The 24,167-nt window shown below is 40.4% G+C and carries 19 protein-coding genes; 4 read left to right on the forward strand and 15 right to left on the reverse strand.

Features of this window, described 5'->3' with window-relative positions:
* Positions 1-331: 331 nt before the first annotated feature.
* The 11 genes from E5342_RS00735 to E5342_RS00785 all read right to left on the reverse strand — a co-directional run bounded on the left by E5342_RS00735 (position 332) and on the right by E5342_RS00785 (position 17,643).
* Entirely contained in the window at positions 332-2,005 is a 1,674-nt protein-coding gene (locus E5342_RS00735) for a tetratricopeptide repeat protein (RefSeq protein WP_135958598.1), read from the reverse strand.
* A 13-nt stretch (positions 2,006-2,018) separates the two neighbouring features.
* Complete coding sequence (locus tag E5342_RS00740) at positions 2,019-2,594, reverse strand: hypothetical protein (protein ID WP_135958599.1); 576 nt, start codon at positions 2,592-2,594, stop codon at positions 2,019-2,021.
* A 156-nt stretch (positions 2,595-2,750) separates the two neighbouring features.
* The gene (locus tag E5342_RS00745) at positions 2,751-3,578 is read right to left on the reverse strand and encodes a hypothetical protein (RefSeq protein WP_135958600.1); all 828 of its coding nucleotides are present in this window, start codon (positions 3,576-3,578) and stop codon (positions 2,751-2,753) included.
* Between the two features lie 13 nt (positions 3,579-3,591).
* Entirely contained in the window at positions 3,592-6,351 is a 2,760-nt protein-coding gene (locus E5342_RS00750; RefSeq protein ID WP_135958601.1) for a DEAD/DEAH box helicase, read from the reverse strand.
* A 1-nt stretch (position 6,352) separates the two neighbouring features.
* A complete protein-coding gene (locus tag E5342_RS00755; protein ID WP_135958602.1) occupies positions 6,353-8,197 on the reverse strand; it encodes an EH signature domain-containing protein in 1,845 nt (614 codons plus the stop codon).
* A complete protein-coding gene (locus E5342_RS00760; protein WP_135958603.1) occupies positions 8,194-8,898 on the reverse strand; it encodes an OmpA family protein in 705 nt (234 codons plus the stop codon). Before E5342_RS00760 ends, E5342_RS00755 begins: the two co-directional genes overlap by 4 nt.
* Positions 8,895-10,880, reverse strand: a complete 1,986-nt coding sequence (locus tag E5342_RS00765) for a MotA/TolQ/ExbB proton channel family protein (RefSeq protein WP_135958604.1) — start codon at positions 10,878-10,880, stop codon at positions 8,895-8,897. The genes E5342_RS00760 and E5342_RS00765 overlap by 4 nt, the downstream gene beginning before the upstream one ends.
* A gap of 108 nt (positions 10,881-10,988) precedes the next feature.
* A complete protein-coding gene (locus E5342_RS00770; protein WP_135958605.1) occupies positions 10,989-11,651 on the reverse strand; it encodes a hypothetical protein in 663 nt (220 codons plus the stop codon).
* A gap of 1,109 nt (positions 11,652-12,760) precedes the next feature.
* Positions 12,761-13,468 carry a hypothetical protein gene (locus E5342_RS00775; protein WP_135958606.1) on the reverse strand — a complete coding sequence of 236 codons (708 nt, stop codon included), beginning with the start codon at positions 13,466-13,468 and terminating at the stop codon, positions 12,761-12,763.
* Positions 13,469-13,721: 253 nt separating this feature from the next.
* Complete coding sequence (locus tag E5342_RS00780; RefSeq protein WP_135958607.1) at positions 13,722-15,284, reverse strand: ATP-binding protein; 1,563 nt, start codon at positions 15,282-15,284, stop codon at positions 13,722-13,724.
* 64 nt (positions 15,285-15,348) lie between these two features.
* A complete protein-coding gene (locus E5342_RS00785; protein ID WP_135958608.1) occupies positions 15,349-17,643 on the reverse strand; it encodes a CHAT domain-containing protein in 2,295 nt (764 codons plus the stop codon).
* A gap of 51 nt (positions 17,644-17,694) precedes the next feature.
* Between E5342_RS00785 and E5342_RS00790 the strand changes: the two genes are divergently transcribed.
* Genes E5342_RS00790 through E5342_RS00805 form a run of 4 tightly spaced genes read left to right on the forward strand, consistent with a single transcriptional unit; the run spans position 17,695 to position 20,097 of the window.
* Positions 17,695-17,913, forward strand: coding sequence for a hypothetical protein (locus E5342_RS00790; protein WP_087343024.1), 219 nt, complete (start codon positions 17,695-17,697; stop codon positions 17,911-17,913).
* Positions 17,910-18,788, forward strand: a complete 879-nt coding sequence (locus E5342_RS00795; RefSeq protein WP_121734685.1) for a caspase family protein — start codon at positions 17,910-17,912, stop codon at positions 18,786-18,788. Before E5342_RS00790 ends, E5342_RS00795 begins: the two co-directional genes overlap by 4 nt.
* Positions 18,789-18,796: 8 nt before the next feature.
* On the forward strand, positions 18,797-19,342 hold the full coding sequence (locus tag E5342_RS00800; RefSeq protein ID WP_168354434.1) for an RNA polymerase sigma factor: 546 nt from the start codon (positions 18,797-18,799) through the stop codon (positions 19,340-19,342).
* Entirely contained in the window at positions 19,339-20,097 is a 759-nt protein-coding gene (locus tag E5342_RS00805) for a tetratricopeptide repeat protein (RefSeq protein ID WP_121734683.1), read from the forward strand. The genes E5342_RS00800 and E5342_RS00805 overlap by 4 nt, the downstream gene beginning before the upstream one ends.
* 96 nt (positions 20,098-20,193) lie before the next feature.
* On the opposite strand, the gene E5342_RS00810 is transcribed toward E5342_RS00805, so the two are convergent.
* From E5342_RS00810 to E5342_RS00825, 4 genes are read right to left on the reverse strand one after another with little or no spacing between them, the layout of a single operon-like run.
* On the reverse strand, positions 20,194-20,967 hold the full coding sequence (locus E5342_RS00810) for a prephenate dehydrogenase (RefSeq protein ID WP_005856360.1): 774 nt from the start codon (positions 20,965-20,967) through the stop codon (positions 20,194-20,196).
* A gap of 8 nt (positions 20,968-20,975) precedes the next feature.
* Positions 20,976-22,046: a bifunctional 3-deoxy-7-phosphoheptulonate synthase/chorismate mutase type II gene (locus tag E5342_RS00815; RefSeq protein ID WP_168354435.1), complete on the reverse strand. Its 1,071-nt coding sequence runs from the start codon at positions 22,044-22,046 to the stop codon at positions 20,976-20,978.
* 34 nt (positions 22,047-22,080) lie between these two features.
* Positions 22,081-23,259 (reverse strand): pyridoxal phosphate-dependent aminotransferase, encoded by a 1,179-nt coding sequence (locus E5342_RS00820; protein WP_135958610.1) that lies wholly within the window; start codon positions 23,257-23,259, stop codon positions 22,081-22,083.
* A complete protein-coding gene (locus tag E5342_RS00825) occupies positions 23,234-24,079 on the reverse strand; it encodes a prephenate dehydratase (protein WP_135958611.1) in 846 nt (281 codons plus the stop codon). The genes E5342_RS00820 and E5342_RS00825 overlap by 26 nt, the downstream gene beginning before the upstream one ends.
* Between the last annotated feature and the right edge of the window lie 88 nt (positions 24,080-24,167).

Consider the following 24,167-nt stretch of genomic DNA (forward strand, 5'->3'; position numbering starts at 1 on the left):
CCTCTAAAACTCGAATCGGTAAATAAGGCTACTTCTAGAAAATATAGCGTCATTAATATAATAATTACGCAAATACAGGTACCGATTATTATATTCATGTTCGTTGTGAGAAAAATTTATTGAAGAAACTCATGATGTGTTGTTTGTTTTAATTATGTTTCTATTGGGTTCTGTTACCACCAAAATGACCAAATCAATAATCCCAAAGCGATGGATTCTAGCGGTCCCGGATGTGCGATGCACATCAATGGCCAGATGGGAGAACCTGTTAAAAAAGCGACGATGATGTAAATGATAAAAGGGTAAAGCATGATAAAATGAGATTAAGTTGTTATTTATTCGGTTTATAATTATTCACGATGTAGTTATCTATAAGTTGTTCTTTATCTGATAAATCTTGTACTTCTTGTAAGTGCTTACGCTTATATTTATCAAGAAGTTCCTTGAAGGCAGGAAGCTTACGGATGTTGTTCAGGTCGTTGTCTCGCTCAATATGAGCGAAGCGCCTGAAACCTTTTTCGAGTGCCAGTCTTAGGTAGTCAATGGCTTGTTCCTTTTCTCCTATGACAGAATAAAGACAAGCGGCATCATAATAGTTGCCTTTATCTGTGCTTTTTTCTAGGACTTTATTCATCCATTCTTTAGCCTCGGTTATTTGTCCTAAATATAAGTAGGCGTATTGAGCGGAAGAATTATCGTTAGGTACCGTATCCAACTCGATTGTTTTCTTGAAATCAGCGACAGCTGCGTCTTTGTTATTTTTCTTCCAATATAAGATACCCCTGTTCATGTATGCGTACGCATATGCAGGCTCTAAGACTATAGACATTGTATAATCTTCGATAGCTCCATCCATATCTTCTGTATTATCTTTGAACCATCCTCTGCGATAATAGCCGGAATAATGATCCGGTTCGTTTGATATATACCTGTCTAAATCAGCGATCGCTTCTTTAGTCATACCGGCATTATATTCTATATTCGCTTTTTGCATGAGATAGTAGTTATAGGTAGAATCCAGTTGGATGGCTTGGTTTATATATGCCAAAGCCTGTTTATAATCTCCGGCTTCATTTAAGCAATCGGCGATTCGTTCGCATATAACATCACTTATCTCTTTTGATAAACTTGTTTTGTAATATTTTATGGCAATAGGGTATTGACCGGATCTTTCATGGATGATTCCTAGGCAATAAGGCCAATAATAATCATTCGGATGTTTGTTTATTTGTACTTTGAGTTTAGCGGTGACGATTGTCTGTGCGGAATCCGCTAAGTCTTGCAGCAAATAGAATGCCTTTTTATCCCTATCTATATCCAATGCCGTGATCACGTCATCCATCGCTTCGTTATATTTTTTCAAAAACATATAGCTTTCAGCCCGAAAAGAATATCCCTGCGCATAGTCTGGGGCTAATTTAATGACATAATTGAATTGGCTAATGGCCTCTTCGTATTTTTCCTGCTTTTTAGCGTTTCTTCCTAGTCCCATATATCCCATTGTTCTTCCCGGATCTAGTGCGATTATTCGCTGGTAATCTTTGTCTGAGAGATTATATTTTTTCTCTGTAAAATAGAACTCAGCTCGTTTTTCATAACCGCCAGCTGCATTGGGTAATATTTCTATGGTAGAGGAATAGTCTGCCAGTGCTTTCTCTTTTTCTTCCAAAGCTAAAAAGACATCACCCCTGGTACTGAAAGCCAAGGCTCTGAATACAGAATCCTCTTTGGGGATATACCTGATTGATGAGTTCGCAGCTGTCAAAGCTTTTCCATACTCTTCTAAATAGTTCCTGATGACAGCGAGCCATACAAAGGCATATCCGTTATCTTTATGTTCCTGTAGTTCTTTGTTTAGATACTCCAGTGCTTTTTCCAGATCATTATTTTGCAAAGCCTCGACTCCTTGTTTGTAATTGTATGATTCGGGACGCTGAATTTCTTGTGCATTTGTACTGCATACAAGAAAGGATAAGAAGGTGAGAATTGATAGAAACTGTTTCATTTATAAATTGTATTTATTTTCTGGAAAATCGAGTTATATCAAACCAACCTGTAACCTCATAACTGATTCTTTTGGATTGGGAAAGTTCTTGGGGTCTTTTAAGCCCCCCTGGATCATTTATATATCCATTGTTTCCCTCAAAATCGTTCTTGAGGAGCTTGAAATCTTCCTCGGTATATGCGGAAACAGTCATGGTAACCCAGTCATAGCTTTTCCCATTTTTCTTGTATAAAGCCTGTTTCCCCATTTTAAACCTAAAACCCTCAAGTTTATATCCCTTCGGGCGAAATATAATACCTTCCTCATAAGAGCGATATTCTAAAAATTTGTATTCCAAAGCAACACCATCGCCTTCATTATCCACTTCTAAGACGACCGCATCTTCTTGAGTATATCCCCATCCGCCACTGATAGGCCAAGTATGTTTGGGGAAGTCTTCAGAAAGAATCTGCCGTGCGGATTCTCTTGTCTGAAGTTGCTTGATTCCGTTACAGTTTGGATACTCTTGACAATTCCCAAAGGTTTTCTGGGGATTATACGCATTCTCTTCTTTCTTCTTATTCCAGCTAAATAGATTTTTTAATATCATACTGTATTGTATTTTATTTTACTATTAATAGAAATTCGGCTTAAAAGGTAAACACACAGATCTATTAAAATCAGAAAAGAGATCCTTTGGTAGCATATTCTAAGACTTTATTACGTGTTCTTCTTTTAGCGTGTGTTCATGATGTTGGGATTTAGGCTATTCACAAAAATCATACTTTTCAGTTATTCTTTTATGTTTGAATTGTTGTTCATTCTCATCTAAAATATAGTGATCATTGATCATAATCCCAAAATCAGAACAAGAGTTAGGGGAAAGAGAGGGAACTATAATCTCTTTTTTCTCATAATCAATGTTTGTCCCGTATCCCAAACACCAACTATTCGTTTGTGTCTTAAATGCGTCAAATGGAGCAAATTCTACTTTATACACTCCGTTATTATTATATCCATATACATCAAAATATTGACAAGGTGTACTAAAATCAGACCGATTTACAAGCAGTGCTGGAGCATCATTAAAATTCACATCCAAAAAAGCAAATGGCTCACATTGTAATTTATTTATATTATATGACTTTTCTGGATGAATCACACATTCATAATTCAAATTAATAATTGTATCATTATGTGGTTTATAATTGGAATCATAAAAAGACTTGAAACTCTCATAAGAAAGCAATGGAAAATCCATCATTCGAGATTTAATAGAATCTCCAGAAGAATGTTTGAAAATAAATATAGTCTTCGCATCAATTGTTGAATTTTTCTCATTCAGATAACCAATCATCATCGCCTTAATTTTGAAATGATAAAGACTATCAGCGTATGTCGCAAAAACACGATATTGACATTTTACAAACCAACTACTATTAAACTCTTCAAATCCTTTAGGAACTTCTGATGTAACAATACCATTATCTTTACCATCATTTTTATCCCTACCAATTGATTTATAAAACATTATAACAAGAACAAAAAACACCATAAAACTCACTAATAAAATAAACGAATTTTTTGTATTCATAATACACCTTATTTTATTTCACATTCCCAAATAACGTATTCCCAATTTCTGCTTGTTTCACTTCGATCTGTTCAGTGGGAAATATGGTCGAATTCGCTAATGCTGTTTTATTATTTAGCAACTCGTCCAGTGTTTTATCAAATGATTTAAAACTACGACTCACTGCCATTGGATAATAAATATAGACATCCTTAGTTTGACCGATACGATAGACACGGTCTGTTGCCTGACTTTCTTTTGCGGGATTCCAATGCCTACTATAATGTATGACATGATTGGCTGCTGTTACATTCAGTCCCATGCCAGCCGCAATAGGTGACATTATAATTATATTGAAACCTTCCTTTTTTTGGAATTCATCTATTGCTTTCTGACGTGAAACTTTATTACTTGATTTACTGTTCGATACATTCGCAGGCATATCCCCATTAATAATTTTAGCTTCTATCCCATAACGTTCAAAAGATATTCTTTGCAACATTCTTTGTGTTTCTTTTCTTTCCGCAAAAAGGATAACCTTTTCATTCTTATCTCTTATTGTATCCAAAAACGGAATGGTAGCACGAAGACGTGCTGAAACATTTATCAGTTCCGGTACATCATGTTGGCCTATCGTATGCTCGTAAAGATACGGATGTTCAGATATTTCCCGGATACGCAAAATAGTCTCCAGCATATTACCATCTTCTTCATTATTAAATTCATCCACAACAGATTCATAAATTTCTTCCTGCTTTGCCGGCATTTCTATTTCTTGTTTCAATTCATATTTAACAGGTAAGTCTTTCGCCACATCCTTTTTCATACGTCGCATCAAATAAACACCCAAGCGTTTATGAATCTCATTGCCCAATTCTTCAATATCCGTATCTTCGTTCTTTAATGGAGTTTGATATTTTGCTGCAAATTCTTTGGCATTACCCAACAAACCAGGAACACAAAAGTCCATGATACACCACAAATCGACTAATGTATTCTCGACAGGTGTACCGGTCATGGCTATTCTAAAATTACTTTTTAATGCCTTCACGGCATTTGTCACCAATGTACCCGGTGTTTTCACCTTTTGTGCTTCATCCAAAACAACAATATCAAATTCAACGGCACAAAAATTGAGTTGTGCGTTACGCAATGTTTCATAATTGGTCAGAATAATATCCATATTCTGCATTTTCTCTATCTCCTTTTCATCAAATTGGCGAGGGACCTCTTTTGTAGAAAGACGCTTGACTTTTAAATGCGGAGAGGTAAAAAAACGCTTGTATTCATTCTCCCAATTTTCTAACAACGAAGGAGGAACGACTATCAAATAGGGTTTGTGTTGCTGATGTTCGTGCGAATGCCAATCAATGAAATATAAAATTTGTAACGTCTTACCCAACCCCATATCATCGGCCAACAAACAACCACCGGCATTATTCATATACAGATGTTGCAACCATGCAACACCTTCCTCTTGATGTGTCTTCAGCGTTATATTCTTTTGAAGATTGGGATTCGGATATAAGGTATATTTATCTTCATGTCTTAACCGAATATTATCCCATATATATATTTCATTCTCAATATTCTCCTCAATAAGAAGAACTGGAGGTGTTTCTTTAACAACCGGTGAATCACCATTCGGAGAAGTCTGATTTTCCAATTGCTTTTCTGCCTTTTTAGCGAGCAATTCAGCGTCTTCCAATGCTATTAGGTTATTTCTAAAATTGACTATCTCTTTTTTGTGTTCTTTGGTTTTATTTATTGCGACATATAATTCTTCTAAATCTTCTCTCGTTTTGATTGCCAAATAATTGGTTCCACCAGTAGAGGTCGTAATTTTTGCTACAACAATCCATTCTGTTTTATACGGACAGATAAAAGGATAAAACTTCGGTTTATAGACTCCGATATCAATCACTCTGTCACTATACAAATTAGACAAGTCGAATACATTTGGATCAAAATAGGCTGTTGGATGCTCTATAAGATCTTTCACAAACTCTTTTGATTTATATTTACTTCCCGATTTCTTTAGCGTTTCAAGATCTTCTTTTTGTTGATGATTTAAGACCACTCGTACACGTTCTCCATTATCTTTCGATAGAGGATAAACACTGAGCACTTTTCGCATTCTTCCGAAGGTACTTGTAAACTTCTCTTTTTCTTCAATATCTATCGAAGGTTCAACTTTGATACCTTCATCATCCACATCAATATGGATTGCTATCTTTTCTGGGACAAATACATTCTCATTGAGCAGATAACTGTCCAATTCACAACCGGATTCAATCGCTAACGATTTTATTTCTGAAAAGCACCGCAGGTTATAGTCAAATGTTTTTTCATTGCTGTTTGCTTGATTATAACGACTGACTAACTCAGCAAGTCTATATTGTGTTTTTGGCAAAAGGTATTTTTGATTAGACGTAATCAATATATTCTTTAATCGATTATGCTCAATTAGCTCTCCTTTAGGTGTCAAATATTCCAATTGATAGTTGAAATCAGAAAGATTAAGCGTTCCTTCCCCTCTTAACCGCATTGCCTTGTTGTAATACTTCGGAATGCCCAACAAATCCCTGTCTGTTTGTTCTAACCGATAAATATTATCGAATGGAACAACGCAAGTTTGTTCCTGAATAGTCGCAAAACCATTATCTTTTAATGTCGATAATGGGAAATAATAGATACAGTCATCCGTATTTATCCATTCAGCAAAATCTATATAATATTCGCCTTGACTGGCTGTAAAATTAAAACCGTCACTGTTTATGTCTAATCTTAGCATATCAATAAATTTTAATTTTTATCTCTTTTTTGTCTTCTATTTCTTCTTTGAAAATTAGCTGATTATCGTCTTTTTTAATATATCCTACTTTGTATGTTTTTTTTGAATCAATATGTATGATTCCTTGGAAATCAGTAGAACTTGATTTTGTTAACGTAATATATCCTATGGGATGTTCACTGGATTCAAATGATTTAATAAAAATATATTCATCTCTTTCCTTAACGAAAATATAGAACCCTTTTTTGCTTGTAACAACTCGGCATTTTTCTTCTCCAAATATCCATTGACTTTGAAACCTTGTTTTAATTGATTTTTCAATTATTAAATCGGTTGTCTCCTCCTCTGGATTTCTTATTTCTACCTCTTCAATAGGAATAGGTTTTTCTACAAAGACTTCATTGTCTTTTTGAGAAGTAAATTCTACGAATACGAAGTTGTCATTTCTCAGCTTATCGTTCATCCATCCTTCCAAACGAATTTCCCATTCGCCACGGTGATTCAGATGTCCTTCATCTTCAAATTCGTAATTATTAAACTGACCCCAATTGTTTCGTTGAAAATTAATAAGATTAATAAGTTTATTCATTTCCGGGCGTTTTAAATCTTCTAATGAGTCTATTGATCTTGAACTTTTTATCTTTCTGACTATCGGATGATGTGCATCATACACATACAATCTGCCCACATCGGAAAACTCTATTAGTACTTTTCCTCTGATACATAAGGCCAATGCCGCATTTTGTGAATTTCGAGATTTTGTTTTCATAAAAAAGCGGCCCAACATATTCCCTATACGGTTGTCTGCTTTCAATTTGGATTCAATCAATGCCGATCCAAACACCTTAAAATCATTTACCCAATTTACATATTTTAACCAGAAGTTTTTCCGAGTTTTATCTTGTACACAGACCTCAAAAAATGTTTCAATGATTTTTTTAGTAAACCATAAATTAACCAGCTCCTTTGCCTCACGTAACTCTTCCACCTCCTTTTCTGTAGCACCGATAAAAGGCATCCAGGTTTGTGAAACAGTAATATCACCTAAAAATCGATTGGCAAGTTTACAGATACGTGTTTGGTAAAATTCATCTCCCAGTTCATCTGCAATCCTGACGAGATTGGAAAATATTAATTTTTTAGTTCTGTCTAATTCATGTTTTTCAAGAATCTTTTCTATGAGTGTCAAGTCATACTCTTTTTCTTTCAAATAGTACAAGATTACATCTGAATAGAAAGAAAGGGTGAATGAAGATGATTTATAGCCAATGATTTGGGGTGCATCAAATAAATTCATCTCTTTTATTGTTACCAACTTAGACATTCTTAAAGGTCCTTCTTCTTCAAAATAATTAGCATGGTCTTTTAGCAAGAGATACCTTTTATTATGGTCCTGGTATTCAGATAGTTTTTTACGAATCAATTCACAAACTTTGATCCGATATTCTTTATATAAAGTGTTCCAAGAATTTAAAGCATAATAGACCAGTCCCCTAAAATAAAGACTTTTCCAATTGTTTCTTAATAAGTCAATCGCATAATCGTAAGAGATAGTATCTCCCTGCAATTTGACCATATAAAAGGAAACGATTCTCAACTCTCTCATTGAGAAACCCACTTTTTCCTCTTGCCGTGCATACCAACGGACTTTGTTCAATATTTTATCAATGTCTAAAGGAGAAGGTACATTATCCGCTATTTGAATAGAATTTTCTATTTCTCCCAATTTACGGATATTGGCTTCAATCTTTTTTTCTAATTGGTAATTAACAGATAGATTGGCCAGCTTTGGATAATCACAAAGCGAATTAAAGTCTATATTTAGGATGTTATATATGCCATTCATTTCTTGGGTATTGAATCTAAATTACTTTTCATGATTTTTTCCAATTGCCTTTCGGCATCCGTCCTGACACAAAATTCCACTCTTCTTGATAGACTATCATTCACTGCGCGATTTTCATTTAATATCAATCGACTGGAAGATAATCCATTTGCCGTAATTAGTTTTTTTGCCCATTCTTTTATCTCTTCTTCCTCTATTAAGTTGAAACAAAACTGCAATACAGCTCGAGTTCTGTTTTGTGACAATTCCATGTTATAGAAATATTCTCCTTTACTATCGGTATGTCCCTCTATTCTTATTTCCGTAATATGATCTTTAAATTTCGGCTCTCTAAGAACTTTGATATATCGAAGGAAAAAGTTATTTAATATCTTCTTAAATTCCGGTTTAAGAACAGACTTGTCGTAATCAAACAATGTAGAAGGTTCTTTAAAACGAATAACCAAAGAAGAGTCTATTTCTGCTTTCCAAGCAACTAAGTCGTTTTCAAACTCTTTCTGTAAATCAATATACAAACTATCTCTTACATTATTATATTCATTAACAATGCCTGTGCGTTTTTCTTCCGTTTCGACAACCCTTAATAAAGTACTCATCAGCAACAATACAAAGATAAAAAGTAAACCGGCCATTAAATCCCCTGTAGAAAGCGAAAATGCGTTTTCTTCCCGTTCTTCGTATGGTATATTTGTTTTCTTCATTGCTTACGCGTATTAATAGATTCGACTAACATCTCTACAACTTCATTTAATTGTTGTATGGCATTAGAAAGAGCATCTGCTGTTTGTGTCAAACTTGCACTATAACTTTCTAAATATTTTTGATTAGAGGCTATGACTATATGGCTATATTCTGTCAATCCGTTTTGGATTTGAGAGAAAATTCCCTGCAATCCGCCTTCTATGATTCCGAATTTCTTCACATATCCTTCCGATAATTCATCTGCGTTATGTAAAATATCTTTTACAGCGGCAATTCCTCGTTCTGTATCTTGCTGTATGACTCCGATTTTGTTGGAATGCTCCATAACAATATCTGAAAATTTCTTAGTAGAGACATCCATATTACCGGATATTGCCTTTAGATTTATCGTTGTATCGGTTATGCTATTTTGAGCCTCTCCAAACTGTCCCATTGTTTGAAAAAGTAAACCGTTCACTTTTTCCAAATGGTTCAATCCAACTTCAAATGTCTTTAGAAGATTCTTTATTTCATTGATTACTCCTTCATGCAAGGATAATATGCTTAATTGTTGATCAGACAAGCCACCGGAAATGTTTTGAACCGTTTGTTGAACCAACGCTGTCATTTGCTGGGTGGCGTCCGACATTTTGTTAATCGTTTGCTCACTATGCAACTGCGTAGAATTAGAAACATCAGTCATTACTGATTTGAGATCATTGATAGCATCACGGATAGCATTGGTCGCCAATGTGGTTTGTTTTTGCATTTCTTGCATTGCTTCGGAGTTAGCCGTTGCCGATGTCTTTGATATTTCAGAAACAACACTTTGAACATCTTTGATAGTTGCTTGAAGCGTTAAGGATATATCTTCCATATTCTGAGGGAATTTCGCCATGGCATCTGTTGCTGAACCCAATTGTAAAGCCAGTCTTTCAAGTTCTTTTGTAGCAGATCCGGACAAACTACTTTTAAACTCATTCAAGACCACATCAATGCTTTTTTTCAATTCTTCAACCACTTTCTCGATGATATCTGTGGCTGGTGATGCGATATCCTTTGATAACAGGTCAATATGTTTAACAATATCTCCCGCTGTTTTATTAAGGTCTCCCATCAGTGGAATGATATTTTCTTGCATTTGTCGTGACATTGTTTCATCAAGTCTATCATTCATTTCAATAGCAAGATCCGTAGAGAATGATTTTAGGGCTTTAGACTGTTCGTTGTTTTCCAAAAGGATATCACGAATTGCGTTACAGACAGGAACTTTATTTCCATTGGCATCGTCATAAATAAGCGTCCCTTTCAATTCCCTAACAATTTCAGTAGATTGTTTTTCAATCAATAGTCTTACATTCCCATAGAAATTGGTCATCATTTCTTCTTGTTGCAACTGTGCTAACCGGGTATCGTCAATATAATATAAATCATCCAATCGCTCTGTAAAATCAGAAAGAGATTTAGCCAAACTATGTTTGCATTGTTTATCTACAAACGTATAGATCAAAGATAAAGCCATACCGAATAAGGAAGTCATAAATGCAGTACCCATTCCTCCTAACAATTGTTTTATACTTTCTGATATTTTCGAGGAATCAGTAATATCAATGCCTCTTACACCTAATGTCAAGCCTAAGAATGTTCCCAACAAACCTAAGCCGACAAGTGTACCGGCAGCTGTATCCAACAATCTCAGGTTAAAATCAAAAGCTTTACATAGATGAAACTCATCAAAATATATGGAAGAGGGTGTATTTGTTTTATTCCCTTTCGGGGTTTTTATGTTAATCGTTTGTTCAAACTGCTGTTTTAAATTATTTAGCTTTGTGTTTTCTAATGATTGTAATATATCATCTTTGCTATTTATCTTTATTATAAGAAAAGAAAGCCTTTGCAATCCTATTGCTTGCAAAAGAAAGAAAAAGAAAACACTTAAGATAATAATACAAAAAACAACAGTTGTTGTGTCGTTATTTATCCATTCAGTTATTGTATTCATAATCGTATAGTCAAATTAAAAAGATAAATTCTTACTTTCTATTTCCCAGAAGATTAACAAACAAAAATTGTTAGGATCATACTTGCTGTTACTATTTGTCTCATACTCCTAATTTTCCTTCTCTTCATAAGGCTTAATGATTTCTGATACGATTGAGCTTATTATTCCTCCATCATACATATATTCACGCATGACAGAAGTAATTTTACTTACATCGTCATCGTCATCATTATATAGTCCTTCAATTTTCTGTTTGTTTTGTTTACCCTCCTTTAAATAGTTGTTAATTGTATTTTCTAATTGGGCTTTCCATTTCGTTATGTCTCCATGCTCTATTTCATCGATAAAATAGTGTCTGTATTTAATAGGTTTATAGGATAAGATGAATGTTAACTCGTTATCGAGTTCTTCTTCCTCGTCTGAACATTCTATGAAGTCTTTATCGTTCAATGCGGCCACTATCCGTTTAATTTCCTCTTTATCTTCTGTGGAAAACTCCCTTTTGATATAAGGTTCGGTAAGGTGCGTCTTATATAGAAAAGTTCGTAACTGGATATACGTATCCGGGAATGAGTATATGTATGTCGCTGCGTTAGGACGGGTAGATTCTAATATGCCTATATATGTGTTTTCATATTTGAGCACATAGAAATAGGCGATATACTCAGTGATATTTTGGTTTGAGTCATATTCTCGATCCAACCAACCTTCTTTAGTCTTCCATTTAGGGTGATTCTCTAAATACTCTAAATATAAATTTTGCTCTTCCATATTATGATTTGTTAATGTTTATATACAAAGAAAGGCGTGATAACCGCCTTGCTAGATTCAGAGGTATCGCCAAACACCCACCAGTACAACAAGGAAGCTCACGCCTATACATCATGTATATAGAACATGAGCGTCAACTTATTCCCTTGTACTGGCATTCATTAAATTGGCGATTTTCTGAACGTTACAAGTCTAAGCTTACGCTTTATCTAATATGTTATTATGTCTTTCTTCTTCTGTTGTTTATTCATTCGCAATTCGATTTGTTATTTTCGCAAATGTAGTAATTGTTTTATTGACTATCAACTTTTGCGAAAGGTATTCTAAGTAACCTGACTAAGATTGTACCTAATCTGAAAAATACCACTCTGCTTCAGTCTCCTTGTAACGGTCTGTCCGAATTTGGCGATTGGGTGAATCCTAGGAGGCTTTGAGGAGCGGCTGTTTCTTGTCTATGAATAAGAATGATGTACGAAAGGTAAACAATTGTGGTGGATTTTTTCAAGAATGAATTAGGCGTACGGCGATGTTAGTATCTTAGGTTCATCGTCAAAGTATCTTAGCTTCATTGGCGAAGTATCTTAGCTTCATAGACCGATGCACCTAAGATACTGAAAATTCCCACAGAGGGGCTTGGAATTGATCCAATTAAAGCCTTGTTAAGTGAATAACTAATGGCTTCTCAAGTGAATAACTTACGGCTAGGGGTAGTCGTAAGTTATTCATTTGGGAAATGATTAGTTATTCATTTGACAGGCATTGTTCCTATGGCTTGCTGTATTGTATAAGAAGCTATTACATAATAGATTACATTAAATTTGTGTCTCTATTGGAAAATGTTTTTCTTTGATTCTTGCGCAAGCCTTATACTGTTGGTAAATTCATTTCCGTGGAGAATATATACTTACTTTGTCAACGAAGTATATATTACTTTGCCAATGGAGTACTACTTCTCTGGCTAAGTAAGTACTACCGCCCCTCTCTGTCACTCCGTAGTGGTCTATCCGAAATTTGGCGATTTGGTGAATCCGGGATGACGTTGAGGAAGCGGTATAATTTTCTTCGAGAAAGATAAGGAAAGTTAATGAGAAAACATGTGCTTTGCGGTTTTATTCTTCCTTGTTCTCTTCTTCCTCGAACGCTTCCTCGAACAGCGTTGCGTAGTGAGAGTGGAGGGCTTCGGCGGACAAACAATAACAGCGTAGACCTTCCTTTTTCTTCATTTGTGCTAGCCGGGAAAAGAAGTTCATCCGGGTATTTGCGTCTTTCCGCATACATGCGTTGATGCCTTTCTCGCTGTATGCGAAATCGCGGGTGTTATGGATGGCCATTTCCATGGCTACCTCTACCGAGTTTTGATTGGCACCCATATAGGTGAAAGTCCATCCTTCGGTACGGAGTGTCTCGACAAGTCGCTTGATACTTGATCCTGTGTATTCTTCTGAGGCGTTCTCCATCCCGTCTGTGATGATAGTCACTACTACTACCGCGTTTTTTATAGGTTTGACATACTTACGTATGTTCGTAAAAGTGAATCCCATCGCATCGTAAAGGGGTGTGCAACAACAAGGCTCATAGTCTTCCAATCGTAAGGGGTGAGCCTCGCAAATCGGTGTCTTGTCAAGGACATTTCTCATCTCGCAACCACAAAAGGTCACGAGTGATATGAAATGCTCTTGGGTATCGGCGAATTTCTGTTGCGCTTTCCTGATTCCCGCCAATGTCTCGTTAAAACTGTCTATGGCCGCTTGCCGGATACTACTCATCGAACCGTTGCGGTCGAGGATGATTACGTTGTGTACTTGTGTCTTTTCCATATTCGCTATCTGATTAAATATTCTTTGACTATGAATAGCGATGAGGGGCGAAAGGTAAACAAGGGAAGGAGCTTTTTTTATTTTAACGTCTGTTCGATATAATTCAAAGCAATGCAAGTTGCCTGTCTTGGATGAATTCCATATCAGATGATACATCTTATATGATTCACATGACACATCTTACATGAATAAGATGATACATCTTACACCGATAATATGTATCATGTGAGCTTTCCTGAAAAAAGTTGATAGATTAACCATTTATGATCCTCCATTCCGTGATCGTCCTTTGTGAGCTATCGTAATTGATTCCTACCTTTATCAAGCGCAGTCCGTTGGTGGTATAAGGAATCAGGTAACCTTTCTCATCGATTTGGCGTAACGCCTCCTCTGTGCTCTTGTCAAACTTCAACTCGAATACATAGAGGGTTTCCGGCATACGTAATACGATGTCAGCACGGCCGATCGCACTTTCTACCTCGACTTGGATGAATTGGCCAAGAAGACTGAATATCAAGTAAAAGATAGTCTGTACATCCTTCTCGCTTTTATTGGATAGGCGGTTTGACAGAGAGGCTAAGTAGGCTTGCAACTCCATGAGCGCACCTTCGATGTTATCCGCATACAAGCATTTCATGAACTTGAAGACGAAACCGCTATTGTCTGTTGTAATGGGTGAAAGATAATTGGGCGCCAAAGACTTGAGCATACCTATGCGTACCTCTTTGTTGGGATACCCTAAAGTGTACACTCCTATTAGTTTATTGTATTCCTTGATGGTTAGGTAACCGCTTTGGTAGAGTAAGGGTAATGCGGATGTCATGCGTTCCGGTGATACATCAAAATCATCTACTGATGCGTCATTACCTTCTAAATCCATCACGTTCACATGATACTTTTGCAAAGTCTGGATGATGTAGGAGGGGGTTCCTGATCCGAACCAATAGGGAGCGATATCCTTGTTCGCTAATGCCTTGATCATGCTGAATGGATTGAATATGTCTTCCGATTGTTTACTGAAGTGATACCCGTCATAATATTCTGTCAGTTCCTTCAGGGTCTTATCGAAGCTTTGATCAAGCGCGTTTGCCAATGCTTGGATGTCCGGTCGCATATGATCAAGTAGCTCGGTCTTGCTGATACCACAAATGGCCGAGAATTGATCGAGCATACTGATATTGTTGATATTATTTAGCTCGCTGAAAATACTTAACTGTGAGAATTTCGTGATTCCGGTCAGGAATACGAATTCCAAATGAGGGTCGAGCATCTTCAACGGACTGTAGAAGTTCTGCATGATACGTCTTAGCATGGGAAGGTTCTTTTCCTCATGTGCCACATCCAGTAAGGGTGCGTCATACTCGTCAATGATCACCACGGCCTTTTGCCCGGTCAGTTCATGAGCTCTCTCCACGATGCCTCTCAGTCGTTCGTTTGGATGGATCTCCTGTTCGTCTCTCCCGTAAAGTCTCTCATAGGGGATGAGTTGCAGGTTGAGATAGTTTTCAAGCGAGTTTGCGTCATAATGCTTGGCTCCGCTCATGTCGAAGTGCATTACAGGATGCTTGGTCCATTCTGTCTCATATGCGGCGATGGCAAGTCCGTCGAAAAGTTCTTTCCTGCCTTCATAATAGGCTTGTAAGGTAGAGGCAAAGAGTGATTTGCCGAATCGCCGGGGGCGACTCAGAAAGATGTATTTTGCTCCGTTTTGTACGAGATCTACGATGTATTGCGTCTTGTCCACGTACACGTAGTTGCGTGTACGGATCTCGGAGAACGTTTGGATTCCTACCGGATATTTTCTGATTGCTTCCATAGCCGTATCCTTTTGCTTGAATAGTTTCGCTAAGGTATGATAAAAAATCGAATTGGAAAAGTTTTTAATCAACCATCACAAACCCCGCCCAATAATACGGATTCTCATACCTCTCGCTGAAAGCGTGTTGGGTTTCCGTGAAGGCGGTGCGCATATCTTTGCCAGTTAGCCAAGCTTGGTAAAAGGTGATCATAAATTCAGCCGTCGCTCGGTCGTCTACGGGCCATAGGCTGATGATAAGGGTTTGCGCTCCGGCTAGCTTGAAGGCTCGTTGGAGGCCGAAGACACCCTCGCTGTTATTGATCGAGCCTAGAGCCGTATTACAGGCGGAAAGAACGGCGAGCCGAAGATGATCCAAACGGAGCAGGGAGATCTCATCGGCCGTGAGCAGTCCGTCTTCTATACCCTCGATGATGTCTTTCTGTAGCCAAGCCCGGTTCGCTCCGGAAAGAATCAAGCCGGATCGGAGCATGGGGTTTACTCGCAGGCTGTCATCTTCCAAGAAATAACCGTGGGTGGAGATATGAAGGATATGGGCATCGGATCGATCGAGCGACTTGAAGGCTTCCTCATTTCCCGACAGGCCGGTGTATGCGGTTGTTTGGATATGGAGGCTGTCTAGTAATGCCTTGATTTGGTAGATCTCACTACCTGAGTATCGAAGAGGACCCCAAGGATGTCGGGAGAGCCGTTCTCGGGTTGTCGCCTCTTGTGCCGCTTTCTGTAAGGCGCTTTCTGGGGCGTCATAACGTAAGGCTCCGAAAAGAGTGGCGTTGAGAGGAAGGTATTTACTCTCTTCCTTGAACTTTATGATTTCCCTTGTGCTACTTACCCTGTAAAGCTCATAGGGGGCTTTTTTTTGCGGGAAGTGTCCGGCTAGGGTAGCGGAAAAGGAGATTTTATGCAGGATTCCGGAAGGGCTGTAATAGATTCGTTTGATATCGTGTACATATTCGGATATCGGCTGCCATATCTTTTGATAGAGATTCTCCTTATTATATAATGTATGGATTTGATTTTGGATAGGCAAGGTGTCTGCCGGGAATAGGGGGCTTATCTCTTTTTCCTCGAACAACGGGATAAAGAGCGGCCTATCGAAGTCCGACCGTAGAAGCAAGGCGGCGTAATGATTTTCCCCCTTATTCGGGTAGGTGATATATTCGACGCAAGCTTCATCTGTAGAGAGGGCTTTCCGTATATCCATCCAGTTGAAGGGATCCAATGAGATCGCCTCTTGCCAGTTGAGTGTTCGAGCGGCTAGTTCTTTCTCTTGTTTCTCGGCCTTTTCCTCTTCCAGCATGCGCTTTATTTTAGCGATCATGCTGTTTTGGGTGGCGAGATAAGAGATTTTTCGTTTACATGCGAGCCATTGATCGTAAGCCTGTAGTAGGGTCGTGTCGCTTTGGCTATCCAGCGTATTACGCAGGCGGTGACCGGAACGTAGCAAAAGCCCCTTGATGAAAAGGGCATTGTCGTAGCAATGGCCGGCCCAGTCCTTATCCGGGGCGATGTGTTGGAGTTGGTAGGTTTGTATAAGGTCTTTTTGGTACATTTGGTATAGATAGGTTTGCTGGTGCGTGGACATGAACAGGAAGTTCCGGTTCAAGATGGTGCGGATGACTCGGTTTTGTTCGCCGATGAGCTCCCTAAGTCGTGCCGTATCTCGATCTGCCGCGGCAAAGAAGCTCTCTTTTTTCAGGGCATTCACGTAAAAAGGATGTTCTTCCCCATAATCTTTACGGGTGGCTTGGGTGAGTTGGTGGGTTTCTTCCCTATTTAAAGGTGGGAGCGATGGCTCGGATACCGATCCTTTTTGCAGGCAAAGGGCTGCTATCCGGAAACTTTCGGGTATTTTATCGGTATGTGCTTGGTTGAAACGGACAACTTGTCCGGCTAGTTGTTCCGCTTTAGGGCGGTCACCCAGACGATGATAGAACATGCCGAGTGATAAAATACTTGCCATATATCCCGCACTGTCTTTTCCTGCCGTAAGGCGGGCTTGATCTACCATGCGCAGATAACGCTGTTCCGCCAAGCGAAACTCCCCGATACCGGAGTAGGCCTCTGCTTCTACGTATAGATAGAAAGCTTGTTTTTCGGAGGGCATTCGCTCGATCGTGCTTCGCTTGGTTTGTAATAGCCAAAGAACTTGATTGAAATAATTTTTATCCAGCAATTGCTTGACCGACTTTTCTGTTAGTTCTTGATTAAAGGCATGCGTGATATCCGGAAGAAAGAAACGGACGGCGCATACGCAGATCGTTCCGATAGTCAGCAAACCAAGTAGGTACATGAAAAGGTGTCCTGACAAATAGAGAATGGCGGCAAGCATTTCTTGTATATTTTTCTTTACACCCATATCGAGAAGTTGGATACGATTTCATACTTTTGTGTAAAAGTACAAATTATTATGAATTGGTGGGGCATTGCCGGAGTGATTTGTTTGGTGGGGCTGCTGTATGCGGTCTATCTGTATCGGATTGAGGATCGGAAAGAAGATAAAAAAGAGGCCTTTTGGAGTGGTTTCCTGATGGGAAGCTTGGGGTGTGCCGGGATGATTTTCCAGCTGTTTCTAGGCTTTGTTTCTCTGTATGTATTGTATTTGATCTTTAGTTGGATATTTGGATGAGAATAGGCAGGTCGGTTGTATTGCTGGGAATGGGATGGTGGTTGGTACTTTCCGGTATGGCGCAAACCCGCAGGGTTCTGGGTGTGATGATCGCTGAGTATCCGCCTCATTCGGGTTGGTCTTCTTTGCATGCGGATAACGATTGGAGTTTGCTACGTATGAGTTTTTTGCGGCAGGGCTTTTCGGATATTCGGTTATGTAAAGATAAGGAGGCTACTTACCAAGGAATAACGACCGCCCTAAGAGGGTTGCGGGAGAGCGTGAATCCGGGAGATACCGTTTGGATTCACTTTTCTTGCCATGGACAGCAGATGGAGGACTTGGATGGGGATGAGCCGGACGGATTGGATGAGGCTTTGATCCCTTATGATGCCCAGATGTATTACGAGAAAGGCGTATATGAGGGAGAATCTCATTTGAGGGATGATGAGCTTCATACGTATTTAACGGAGATCCGTAAACGATTAGGTGGTAGAGGAAAGCTTTGGGTTTCCTTGGACGCTTGTCATAGTGCCTCGGCTACTAGAGGGGATGAGGTGGAAGGACGATGGATCCGGGGAACGAACTTGATTTTCTCCGCTAATTTGGGCTTTATGCCTCCCGATGTCCCCGGTAATGGGTATGTGGATACACCGTTGGAACAAAAAGAAGATTGGGCTTCGATCATTGTATTAAGCGCTTGTAAGTCGTACCAAGATAACTGTGAGTGTAAGGTGGATGGGCGTTGGTATGGGGTTTTATCGTATTCGATCGGTAAGGCTTTGGATCGTTTGCCGGATTGGGCTGAGGATACGGATCGGTTCTTGCGGGAAGTGGACAAGAGAGTGAGACGTATGTCTCCTTTTCAAACTCCTGTGTTTGAGATAACAAAATGAGGATAGACGTGAATATAAATGATAAAATAGGATATGAGCGAAAGATCGCTTGGTTTTATGATGCTTGCAAGGAGGATTTTTTCGCTTTTATCCGTAAGCAATGTGGTGAGTTGCCGATGGAGGATCTGCGGGATTTGTACCAAGAGGCTTTTATAGCCATGCATGAGAATATACGAAACGGAAAGTATGAGGAACGTTCTTCTTGTTCTCTCAAGACTTATTTATTCCAGATAGGGTTTCATAAGACGCTTACTTATTTCAAGTCTAGGCGGGAGACGGTTGATCTGGATGAGCGTAGCATGAGGGAAACTGAGGAAGGTATGTTATCGGAGTGGCAAGACCGGATATATTCTATAGTTGCCGCGATGGAATCTCCTTGTAAGGATATTCTTTTCGCTTTTTATTGGGATAAGTTTAGCATGGACGAGATCGCTACCCGGATGTCCTATAAGGATGCTACGGTGGCTAAATCGCAAAAGTACAGATGCGTGAGGAAAGTCGCGGATGTGTTGAGACAAATGGGTATCACAGGTGAGAAAAAGAAATCAATATGAGTTTGGATAGGCAAGATCGAATAGATCGATATATAAGAGGGGAGATGCCGGAGGGTGAGATGCAGGCTTTCGAACGGGATCTGGAAAAAGATGACTTCTTGTCTCATCAGTATGAGGAGACGCTTTTAATCGCGGAGTCTATCCGAGATGTCGCGGCGGATCGAGAGTTGATGGAAGCTTTCCGGATGACAAGTGAGGAGGAGATGAAGGCGTTCATGAAGGAAAAGCGTTCCGGACGGCGTTTCTTGAATCGGGCGTCTTGGGTAGCGGCCGCTATATTGCTGGTAGCGGTCGTGACACGGATCCTGTTACTGCCGCCGTCTAAAAGTATGGAAGGTTTGTATCTGATGTATTATGAACCTGTCGGATACGAGGCATTGGTTTCTAGGGGTAGTGTTTCCGATGAACCGGATAAGCTTTTGCGGGAAGCCTTCGTTGAGTATAAGAAAGGGAATTACATCGCTGCGTTACGTGGATTTGAGTCTGCGCCTACTCTCACCGAAGAGATCTCTTTTTTCTCGGCCATTTGTTATTTAGAGCTAAATGATCCAGAGAATGCGATAGCCAGATTACTACCATTGGTGGAGATGGGGGATAAATGCCTTTATTTTCAACCGGCAGAATGGTATTTGTCCATGGCCTATTTAAAAAGTCACCAAAAGGAGAATGCACTTTCCTCTTTAAAGAGGATCGTGGAAACGGATGGCTTTTATGCGGAGAAGGCAAAGGCGATTTTGGATAAGTTGGAGGAGTGAGAAAGGCCGCTGAATAGATGTGAATTTTATGGATAAGGGGGAGCTATGTTTCTATGCGCCCCCCTTATCTCCAGAACCTAGAGTCGGTACGTCCTATCACTCGATATTCTTCCGTATCTTCGTCAGATACTCTTTCATCTTCTCGGAATCCTTATCCTTGATGATTTCTTGCAAGATATGCAATTCCTCTTGTATCCGCTCGATTTGGCGAGGGGTACGGGGGTTGAAAAGGATCTCGGTCAATAGAAAATCGTCCTCGGACAAAAGGCCGCGGGCGATTTTCATATGGCGTTTGAACGTCGTACCCGGAGCGTCCTGATGCTTCATCGTAGCGGCAAATACCATAGTGGAGGCGAAAGGGATACCTAGTGAGTAGGCTACCACTTTATCGTGCTCCTCGAACGTGTATTCGCAGATATGCAGGCGGAGGCTGGAATAAATATCCTTGAAGAATATCTTGCCCAGATGATCGCCCTCGGAGATAATAATCGTATTCTCTTTCTCCAGTTGCCCCAGATTGGCGAATGTCGGTCCGAACATCGGGTGAGTGGAAACATACGGGAAACCGCATGTCTCATAAAACTCCTTCAAATAAGTCTTCACGGAAGCGATATCGGAAATGATACAATACGGTTGCAAGTAAGGCATCACGGCCTTGAAAGCCTCTATCGTGTAACTTAACGTCACGCAGTTGATGACCAACTCGGGATTGAAATCCTTAACCTCTTCCGGGCTTTGTAGGCGAAGGGCGTTATAGATAAAACGCATACGTTTCGGATCTTTCTCCAATACGGCTACCTCATGATCAAAACTAAGCAGGTCGGTGAAGAAAGAACCCATCTTTCCTGCGCCTAAAATCAATATTTTCATCTTATAAATTATTGTTCGTTCATGATAATCATTTGCTGGCGCACGGATTCCTCATGGATCTCCTTCAAGATCTCCTTTACAAAGTCTGGGCTCAAGTCCATTTGTTCACCCATGTTGGAGCGTTTCTCTAAGATCTCGCTGTAGCGGGGAGACTGCAAGATCGGCATATTGTGCTCTTTCTTATAAACGCCGATCTCTTTGGAGATACGCATACGTTTAGCTAAAAGCTCCAATAATTGCTCGTCGATACCATCGATCTGGCGGCGAAGAGCGGTCAGGTTCTCGGTAGTCTGGTTTACGTCACGGATCACCAATAGGTTCAATACGTAGTCCAATACATCCGGGGTGATTTGCTGGGAAGCGTCGCTCCATGCGCAATCCGGGTTACAGTGAGACTCTACGATCAATCCGTCGAAACTCAAGTCCATCGCTTGCTGGCAAAGTGGGGCTACCAGCTCACGCTTACCACCGATGTGACTAGGATCACAGAAAATAGGCAGATCCGGCATACGGCGGCGAAGCTCGATAGGAATATGCCACAACGGAAGGTTACGGTAGATCTTCTTGTCGTATGAGCTGAAACCTCTATGGATAGCGCCTAAACGACGGATACCCGCCCGATACAAACGTTCGAACGCTCCGATCCATAACTCCAGGTCCGGGTTAACCGGGTTCTTGATCAATACAGGTACATCAACCCCTTTCAATGCGTCGGCGATCTCTTGGACAGCGAATGGGTTTACTGTCGTACGTGCTCCGATCCAAAGGATATCGATACCGGCTTTCAATGCCTCGAATACATGATCTTTAGTCGCTACCTCGGTAGATACCAGCATGCCGGTCTCTTTTTTCACTTTCTTCAACCAAGCCAATCCCTCGGCTCCGATGCCCTCGAATCCACCCGGTTTCGTACGAGGCTTCCAAATACCCGCACGGAATATCTTAACGCCTCTGGAGGCTAATCCTTGGGCTGTTTCTAACACTTGCTCTTCTGTCTCGGCGCTACAAGGGCCTGCGATTACGATAGGACGTTGTGTATCAACTCCCGGTAATGCTAACGGTTCAATCTTCATTTCCATCTTTGTGATCTATATTTTAATTTTCAATTTTCAGTTATAAATTCTCAATTCTCTTCAAGGCTTCTTCTAAAGTCTCGTTCTTGCAGCAAAGGGATATACGGATATAACGCTCGCCACGACTACCGAAGATAAATCCCGGCGTAAGGAATACGTTTGCCTCGTATAGCACCTTGTTGGCGATTGCTTCGCCGCTCTCGGCGGAGTCTGGGATATGTCCCCAAAGGAACATACCTACTTGGTTCTCGTCGTACTCGCATCCCAAGGTACGCATGATTTGTCCGGCAAGGTCCCGGCGGCTACGGTAGACACGATTCATGTTATCGTACCATTCTTTCTTTGCGCTCAGGGCTTCTACCGCCGCATATTGCATCGGCTTGAACTGTCCGGAGTCGATATTGCTTTTTACCTTCAGTATCCATTGGACGAATTGGGCGTTGGAAGCCAGCATCGCCATACGCCAACCCGGCATATTATGAGCCTTGCTCATGGAGTTCATCTCGATACAGATCTCTTTGGCTCCCGGTATGCTTAAGATACTTAGCGGATGCTCGTTCAAGATGAAGCTATAGGGGTTATCATTACATATAATAATACCGTGCTTCCGGCCGAAGGCCACCAGTTTCTCGTATAGCTCTACGCTAGCGTTCGCCCCTGTGGGCATATTCGGGTAATTGGTCCACATCAGCTTTACGTTGGAGAGATCCATTTTCTCCAGTTCCTCGAAATCCGGTTGCCATCCCAATTCCTCTTTCAGCTCGTAAGGGATCAAACGGGCCTCTACCAGTTTGCTGACGGAACTATACGTCGGATATCCCGGATTCGGAACCAGTACGCCATCCCCCGGATTCAGGAATGCCAGCGAGATATGCAAGATTCCTTCTTTGGAGCCGATGAGTGGTTGGATCTCTGTTTTCGGGTCCAAGTCTACGTTATACCACGTCTTGTACCAATCGGCGAATCCTTTACGCAGTTCCGGTATGCCGACGTACGGCTGATAACCGTGTTCGTTCGCTTTGCGGGCATGTTCACACAACGTCTCGATGGTCTGTTCCGAAGGTGGAAGGTCGGGGCTGCCTACACCAAGGTTAATGACGTTCTTGCCTGCGGCGTTCATCTCGGCTACTTCCTTCAGTTTCTTGGAGAAGTAGTATTCCTGTACGCTACCTACACGGTTAGCGGGTGTAATATTACACGCTTTGTTTTCCTTCTGCATATTCGCCTAATATTTTTAAGTCTTTTGTTAATGGTCTGATAGCGTCCAACGCTTGTTTGTAACGGGTGAAATCCGTGAAAGTAAGATTAATGTAGAACAAGTATTCCCATTCACGCCCGATAATAGGCAAGGATTGTATTTTAGAGAGATTCATGTCGTAAAAAGAGAGAACGGAGAGGACTTTGGAAAGGCTGCCGGAAGTGTGGGGAAGGGCGAATACGAGAGAGGATTTGTTTTTATCGGTTCCTCGAAGCATCTCATCCGCTGTCCAGCGGTCCGCTATAGCGAGGAAGCGGGTGAAATTCCGTTTGTTTGTCTCGATCCCCTCGGCAAGGACTTCCATGTTATAGATCCGGGCGGCCAGTTTTCCGCATATCGCCGCATGTCCTTTCAATTGGTTCTCCGAGATCCACCGGGCACTCATGGCGGTATCCTCTTTCTCTACCACCTTGGCGTTGGGCAGGGTATCCAAGTAATCGGTACATTGCATCAATGCGATCGGGTGGGAGTTGACCTCCGTTATATCATGTATAGAGGTTCCCGGAAGAGCTACCAAGGAATGGGAGATACGTAGCTTATACTCGCCGGTGACGCTCAGCCCGCTTTCACGGATCAGCTCATGGTTTTGAAGGAGGCTTCCCGCTATCGTATTCTCGATGGCCATCATGCCTAGTACGGACGGGTCTTTCTTGATCGTCGTGATAACATCCCGAAACGTATTGCAAGGGATGATTTCTATTTCTTCACCTTCATGATAATTACGGGCGGCGATGTCGTGATACGAACCGGCTATTCCCTGTATTGCTACTTTCTTTTTCATCTTGTTTCTCTATTTTTACTCTAAACTGTTACAAACAAAAAAAGTCCCACCGAAATCGGCAGGACTTTATATTTTATTGATATTTATA

It is taken from the genome of Parabacteroides distasonis, from assembly GCF_004793765.1.
GTDB lineage: Bacteria > Bacteroidota > Bacteroidia > Bacteroidales > Tannerellaceae > Parabacteroides > Parabacteroides distasonis_A.